Genomic DNA, 7,194 nt, shown 5'->3' with positions numbered 1-7,194 from the left:
CCCCGGGGCCCCGTATCCGTACCACCACACCCCCCACCAAGGAGCGCGCAACCGTGACGACGACCTGGCCGCACACCCTGGACCGCGCGGGCATCACCAGCCCCGCCCTGCGCGAGGCCTACAGCGCCCAGCGCGGCCTCGTCGCCCGCTATGCCCGCGCCGAATACACCGCCGTACGACTCCTTCTGCCCGCCCCGCTCGTCCCCCATGTGATCGCCTCGACCGCGTTCATGCACCACAGCGACAACCTCATCGACCAAGGCCCCCTCGACCAGCGTCTGTCAGCCCTCGCCGACTGGAGCACGCGCACCCGCGCCGCCCTGGCCGAGGAACCGGCCCACCTCGAACCGGTGCTCGCGGCCCTGCGCCACACCGCCCTGGCGCACCCGCACCTGCGCCCGCACATCGACGCCTACCTCAAGGGCGGCGAGCTGGAGGCCCGGTGGACCGGCTTCGCCACCGAGGACGACTTCCGGGCTTACGTCGACACGTACGCACTGCCCGCCTTCATGGTCATCGCCTCGCTGCTCACCCCTCCGGACGAGCCGGAGGCCTTCGAGGCGGGGTGCCGCGCCTTCATCCTCGGCGGCCAGCGGCTCGACTTCCTCGAAGACCTCGCCGAGGACCTCCGGTCCGGCCGGCTCGGTATGTCCGCGGAGGCGCTCGCCGACTGCGGTCTGACCCGTGACGGGCTGCTCGGCCGGCCCGACCCCGCCCTCGTCCGGACGCTTGTCCGCCACCAGGCCGCCCTCGTCCGGCCCGACCTGAGGGCCGCCGCACGCCTGGAGCACCTCGCCCTGGCTCCCCACCGGCCGTTCCTGCGCGCACTGGTCCGACTCCAGTTCGCCCGCCTCGCCGCGGCGGAGTCCCACGGGCCGAAGCTGCTGGAGAGCGCGCCCGCAGCCCCGTTGGGGCGGGCCGCGTCGATCCTGCTCCGGGCCCTCGCCGCCCGGACGCCACGTCCGTGAGGAGGGTCCGTGAGGAGGTCGCCCCCGGCGGCCTGCGAAGAACGTGAACGTGGACGCCATGCGGACGTGGACGCCGCGCGGGCCGTGTCGTACAGTCCGCTGGCGCGTCGGCCCGAAGGCGGGGCCCGGTCAAGAGGGGGGCCTCGGAACATGTCTGGTATGCCGCTGAGATCCGGCGAATCCGAAGAGGAGGACTGGGCCAAGGGGTTCGAGACGTACGCCGGACTCGAAAGCGACGCTGTGCCGTCCCGCGCGGCGGCGGTGCGAGGGCCGGGTTTCCGGCCGGTACGGGGACTGGCGACGGCCGTCACGCTGCTGCTCGCGCTGGCCGCAGCCGCTGCCGTCCACGGGCTCGTCGCCGACATCGACGCCTTCCGCCACGCGGGTGGGCCGTCGCCGGCCGGGGGGTATGACGCGAGGGCGTTCCGCCTGCTGGACGAGGTGCGGGACCGCCACGGCACGGCATCCAGCCTGCAGTTGTGGGCCATGGCCGCGACGGCCGGCGTCTTCATCGCCTGGTTCCACCGGGTCCGCACCAACGCCGACGCCCTGCATCCGCGGGCGTGCTCCACGGGAGCCGGATGGGCCATCGGGGTCTGGTTCGTGCCGTTGGTGAATCTCGTCATGCCCTGGCTCATCGCGCGCGAGGTGACCTGCGCGAGCGGCAGACCGGCCCGCGAGGGCGCGGCGCGCCACGAGGACGTGGCGCGCACGGCGTCGCTCACCCTGCTGAACGCGTGGTGGGCCGCATGGGTCGCGTCCAAAGCACTGCTCGTGATCGGCTCGCGCCTGCCCGCAGCAGACGACGAGATGGCTTTGACACACGGCACTTCGGGCGTCTGGATCGGCATCGACGCCCTGAACCTCGTGGCGGCGGTCCTCGCGATTCTCCATGTCCAGCAGCTGACACGCCTGCAGCAGCGCGGCCACGCGCGGGTGACGGCCCCCGCCGCACCGCGGGGCGACTGACGGGCATCGCAGGGCCTGGACCACGGCACGGCCGGAGTCGCCGTGGGTCGCGAGCCTGCGGCACACCTGCCCCCGGTCAGGTGCGGTGCGCGATCTGATACGCCTCACGGATGTCGGCGGGGATCGCGCGGAGCTGGTGCAGCGCGGTGCCATCGCCGTACTCCGGCCCGAACGCCCAGCCCTCGCACTCGCCGGCGCCGACCACACCGGCTACGTCTTGGCCGGGACGGGGCCGGCCCGCCCACACCATCGCACGAGTCTGACGACCCGTCATCGCGCTGAACCCGCCCTCGCCCTCGCCCTCACAGTCCAGGCGAGGCAGCCATCCTCTGACACCCCTCAGTAGGTCCACCCACGCGACTCGCCGGAACCGGCCCGCGCCTCACCCTCGCCGACCTTGCCCATGGTCCCGAGTGGGGCGGTATCCGCTCCCCGCTCCCCGCTCCCCAGTGGGAGGGATCCCTTGCCCGGGGAATTGCCACCGGGCCATGACCTTCATCAATCGGGAGGGTCGTTCCGGCCGCGTGATGATGGCACGGTTCGCGCGTACGAACGCACGGAGACATGGGCCACCGATGCCTACGAGTCCTTCCGCTCGGCGAATGACGTCGATGCCCTGGCAGGCTCACTGCAGAACGCCCCGCGCATAAACGGCGCTCAGGGGTTTTCGCGAGATGAGATTGCCGCGGTCAAGCAGCACATATTCGAAGACACGCACCCATTGACGTCCTACGACGGCGAGATCATCCACGCCCGTTACGATCCCAACCCTGACATGGCGGAGGCGTGGGTGCGCCCCTGCCCGGCGCCGTGCGTTCCGATGTCCGAACCCGGCCGGGCGCCCGGTTGTTGTCGAAGCGCCCCTTGGGCGGACCTTCACCGGGCGGAGACGACGTCGGGCCTGACGGGCCCACGTGTCCGGGGAGCTCTTCAACGCTGCCGCGTGAGCGCCACTACTTCCCTGATGCGTGCTTCACCGCCCCGGACTCGGCGGGGACCGGCGGGCTCCGGACCCGTCGGCGAGCCATCGCTCGACGGGGGCGCGGGCGTCCTCTCGGCCCGCCTGTCGTCAGGCGGGCCGGCGCACGGCCCCGGCGGCCCTCGTAAATCAGTTGCCGTCTCGGAGGAAGAGGAGTACTACCACGCTCTTCTACGTCTTTCAAGGCGTTCTGTTGTCATACTGCTGACGTACCTGTCCAAGATCTGTAGTCAGGTTGGTGTACACCGCTCTTCGTAATGACGATACTTCTCACGGCTCTTGAACGATGAACTGTCCATTAACCGGGAGCGCTGGCCGGGCGGGGCGGCCAGTGGTGCCGAATACGAGGGAAACGACGGATCGTCTCCGTGCGCCCCTTTCGAGCGATCTGCCGTGATGGCTTCGCGAGGGGGACCCCGATCGGCTGCTCACACGCCGTGAGCGAGACTCTGCTTTTCCATGGATATCCACACTTGCGCTGCCCGTCTTTGCGACGAATCGAAACAGGACGTACAACCGTTCAACGGCGGATAATCCGTGGTCGAACACTCCGCCAACGGGGAAGAACTCCGGCATTGCCGACTTTTGGCAATGTTCGCATGCGGAAAGCAATGCCTGCTCGCGCGGGTTTGGGGGCATGGGCGGACTTCGCCCGTATCGCTTGCGGCGATGTTCTGCGAGGGAGTACGGAATCCTTGATTCCTGGGTGCGATGCGGGATTCACTGAGCGTCTTCTATTCGCCCCCATCCGCAGGGAGTACAACCATGGGCCGAGATGTGATTGTTGTCGGCGCGGGCCCGGTCGGGCTGATGCTTGCCGGGGAGCTCAAGCTTGCCGGTGCCGATGTTGTCGTTTATGACAAATTGCCGAAGGCCAGTGGAGAGTCCCGCGGGCTCGGATTCACCCGGCGTACCGCCGAAGTGCTCGACCAGCGCGGTCTGCTGGAGCGGCTCGGCGGGTTCCGCTGGGGCAAGCAGGGCCATTTCGGCGGTGTGCGCGTCGACTTCGACCAGGTGCCGGACCGCCACTACGGCGTGATGGGGCTGGCCCAGTCCCACACGGAGGAGGCCCTCGGCAAGTGGGTCGAGGAGCTGGGTGTGACCGTGCGGCGCGGCTGCCGGGTCCTCGACCTGCGGCAGGACGACGCCTCGGTCACCGTCGTGTTCGAGGGGCCCGACGGGCAGGGCGAGGACACCGCCTCGTACCTGGCCGGCTGCGACGGCGGCAAGAGCACGGTGCGTGAGCTCGCCGGTATCGCCTTCCCCCTCCAGCCCGCCACGCGCGGGATATTCCTCGCCGACGTCGTGGGCGCAGAGCTGCCGATGAACCCCATCGGCCGGCACATCGAGGGCGGTGGGATGGTCCTCTCGGTCGCCCTGGGTCCCGGCGTCTCCCGGATCGTCATCCACGAGCCCGATGTCCCGCCGCAGCACGGCGAGAGCGAGCCGACGTTCCAGCAGATCGCGGACGCCTGGAAGCGCATGACGGGCGACTCCATCCACCACGGCGACGCCACCTGGATGGCAGCGCTCACCAACGCCCAGGGCCAGGCCGAGCAGTACCGCAGCGGCCGGGTCTTCCTGGCCGGCGACGCCGCCCACGACCACGCCCCGCTGGCGGCGCAGGGCGTCAGCACGGGCCTCCAGGACGCGGTCAACCTGGGCTGGAAGCTGGCCGCCGTGGTGGGCGGCCGGGCACCCGAGGAGCTGCTGGACACCTATCACTCGGAGCGCCACCCGGTCGGTGAGCGCCTGCTGCGCGACACCCTCGCCGCGTCGCTGCTGTACCTGAGCGGGGAGGAGATGGAGCCGCTGCGCGAGGTGATGCGCGAGCTGGCCCGGATCCCGGCGGCCGCACGTCATCTGGCCGGCATGGTCTCCGGCGTGGACATCCGTTACGAGATGGGAGGCGGACCGGAGGCGGTGCACCCGGCGCTGGGGCTGCGGCTGTCGCCGGACCGGCGGATCACGGTGGACGGCACGGTCCGGCGCTCGGCCGAGCTGCTGCACTCCGCGCGCGGCGTGCTCATCACGGCGGAGGGCGCCGCGTACACGGCGGACGGCTGGGCCGATCGCGTCGACACCGTTCGCGGCACGTGGGTGGCCGACGAGGACGACGGCACGGCGGGCGCGCTGCCGGTGGCGGACGCCGTGCTGGTGCGCCCCGACGGATACGTGGCGTGGGCCTCGCCGGACGGCGGCGACCTGGGCTCCGCGCTCACCCGATGGTTCGGTGAGCCGGCCGCGTAGTAACGGCGAAATGCCGGGGCCCGCAGCGGTTTCACCGCTGCGGGCCCCGGCATTTCACGCGGAGTCGGCGCGAGGCATCAGCCGAGCAGCGTGCCGCCGCTGGCGTCGATGTAGCTGCCCGTGATCCAGCGGGCCTCGTCGGAGGCGACGAACGCCACCACGTCGGCGATGTCCTCGACCCGGCCCACGCGCTTGAACGCGGACAGTTCCGCCAGGCGGGCCACCACGGCCGGGTTGGAGAACTGCGGCTTGCCGTTGTCGGTCAGGCCCGGTGCGACGCTGTTGACCGTGATGCCGCGGTCGGCGACGTGGCGCGCCAGGTGCAGGGTGAGCTGCTCGATGACTCCCTTGGACATCGCGTAGGCGATCATGTCCGGCTGGGCGCTGCGGGTGATCCCCGACGAGATGTTGACGATGCGTCCGCCCTCGGCGAGCACCGCGAGCGCCTGCTGGGCCACCAGGAACGGCGCCCGCGCGTTCACCGCGAGGTACTTGTCCAGCTCGGCGACGGTGACGGCTTCGGGCAGCGTGGGCCGGCCGTCGTACGCCGCGTTGTTGACCAGGATGTCCAGGGCGGCGGAACCGGTCCGCTCCCTGAGCTCCCGCTCCAGCGCGGCGAACAGCTCCGTCACCTGCTCGGGGTCGGCGAGGTCGGCGCACACGGTGAACGCCTGCCCTCCCTCCGCGCCGATCAGCTCGGCCGTCTCCTTGGCCTCGGTCTCGCCGGTCGCGTAGTGCACGGCCACCAGGGCGCCGTCCCGCGCCAGTCGCCGGGCGATACCGCGCCCGATGCCCCGGCTTGCGCCGGTTACCAAAGCCGTTTTGTCAGTCAACCTACCCATGAAGTGAACCCCTCCCGGTACGCGCGGCGAATTCCTGCCGCTTCTTGCATTGCCCACCTTGGCGAATCATCGCGGCTAAGTCGAGCGGATTGGCTGAGACTGTTCAACTATCACTTCACCATGGTCAAACACTGCGGCTCTAGCTAGAGTCAAGGAAATGCGATGAAGGGGATGGGTGAACCGCAATGTCGAATGAATTGGCTATCGAGGCCCCCGTGGTGCCGGAGAATGCAGAACTGGCGCAGTCGCTGGACGGAGACTTTCAGAGCAAATTCGCTGATGTGAATGGAACGCGCCTGCATTACGTCGAGGGCGGCACCGGAGACCTGGTCGTGCTGCTGCACGGATGGCCGGAGACATGGTGGGCATTTCGGAAGCTGATGCCGCAGCTCGCCGAGCACTACAAAGTCGTCGCGGTAGATCATCGGGGCATTGGAATTCCGGACGAGCTGAAGCCCTCGGACGGGTTCACGAAGAAGAACATGGCGCGCGACGTCCATGAGCTGATCCGCTCACTTGGGTACGAAAGCGCCCACATCGTGGGTCACGATCTCGGAGCGATGGTCGCGTACAGCTTCGCCGCGAACTATCCCGAAGCGACCCGGCGGCTGGCCCTGCTCGATGTTGTCCATCCCGACGAGAGCTACTACGACCGGCCGATGCTGCGGCGCCCCCGTACCGGCTTCAACATGTGGTGGATGGCGTTCAACCAGGTGCAGGGCCTGCCGGAGAAGGTGTTCGCCGGACACGGCTGGGACCTGATCGACTGGCTGTACAGCAATTCCCTCAAGGACCCCGAGTCCGTCACGGCTTTCGACCGTGCCGTCTACGCGCGGGCGTACGACACGGCGGAGGGCATCCGGGCGGCCAACGGCTGGTACCAGGCGTACCACCAGGACATCGAGGACCTGAAGACCTACGACAAGGTGTCGGCGCCGCTGCTCGCGCTCGCGGCTCCCACCCAGTACGACCAGGTCGAGGAGCAGCTGTCGCACATCGCGACCGACGTACGCATGGTGCGCGTGGACAAGTCCATGCACTGGCTCGCCGAGGACGACCCGGAGCTGGTCTCCCAGGAGCTGCTCGGTTTCCTCGCACAGTAGGCCGTGCGATCAACGGGGAGGAAAATCCAATGAAGCATGACGTCATCGTCGTCGGGGCCGGTCCGGTTGGGTTGATGCTCGCC

6 protein-coding genes are annotated in these 7,194 nt (G+C 69.5%); 4 read left to right on the top strand and 2 right to left on the bottom strand.

Annotated features, from left to right (window positions below; all coding sequences use genetic code 11):
- Together A8W25_RS29885 and A8W25_RS29880 are read left to right on the top strand one after the other, a co-directional pair.
- Positions 1-968: phytoene/squalene synthase family protein (locus tag A8W25_RS29885; protein WP_234386650.1), on the top strand; the 968-nt coding region annotated here is incomplete at its 5' end.
- 159 nt (positions 969-1,127) lie between these two features.
- A complete protein-coding gene (locus tag A8W25_RS29880) occupies positions 1,128-1,937 on the top strand; it encodes a DUF4328 domain-containing protein (RefSeq protein ID WP_158942798.1) in 810 nt (269 codons plus the stop codon).
- Between the two features lie 76 nt (positions 1,938-2,013).
- Here A8W25_RS29880 and A8W25_RS34200 read toward each other — a convergent pair whose 3' ends face one another.
- The gene (locus tag A8W25_RS34200) at positions 2,014-2,187 is read right to left on the bottom strand and encodes a hypothetical protein (RefSeq protein ID WP_158942796.1); all 174 of its coding nucleotides are present in this window, start codon (positions 2,185-2,187) and stop codon (positions 2,014-2,016) included.
- A 1,494-nt stretch (positions 2,188-3,681) separates the two neighbouring features.
- On the opposite strand from A8W25_RS34200, the gene A8W25_RS29875 reads away from it, so the two are divergent.
- A complete protein-coding gene (locus A8W25_RS29875; protein ID WP_067167502.1) occupies positions 3,682-5,166 on the top strand; it encodes an FAD-dependent monooxygenase in 1,485 nt (494 codons plus the stop codon).
- A gap of 77 nt (positions 5,167-5,243) precedes the next feature.
- Here A8W25_RS29875 and A8W25_RS29870 read toward each other — a convergent pair whose 3' ends face one another.
- Positions 5,244-5,981 (bottom strand): SDR family NAD(P)-dependent oxidoreductase, encoded by a 738-nt coding sequence (locus A8W25_RS29870; protein ID WP_234386649.1) that lies wholly within the window; start codon positions 5,979-5,981, stop codon positions 5,244-5,246.
- 308 nt (positions 5,982-6,289) lie between these two features.
- Here A8W25_RS29870 and A8W25_RS29865 point away from each other — a divergent pair, with 308 nt between their 5' ends.
- Positions 6,290-7,111, top strand: coding sequence for an alpha/beta fold hydrolase (locus A8W25_RS29865; RefSeq protein ID WP_234386648.1), 822 nt, complete (start codon positions 6,290-6,292; stop codon positions 7,109-7,111).
- Positions 7,112-7,194 lie beyond the last annotated feature (83 nt).

The organism is Streptomyces sp. ERV7, assembly GCF_001653515.1.
Lineage (GTDB): Bacteria > Actinomycetota > Actinomycetes > Streptomycetales > Streptomycetaceae > Streptomyces.
Note: the sequence above shows the minus strand (reverse complement) of the source record. Positions and strands in the feature narration are given on the sequence as shown.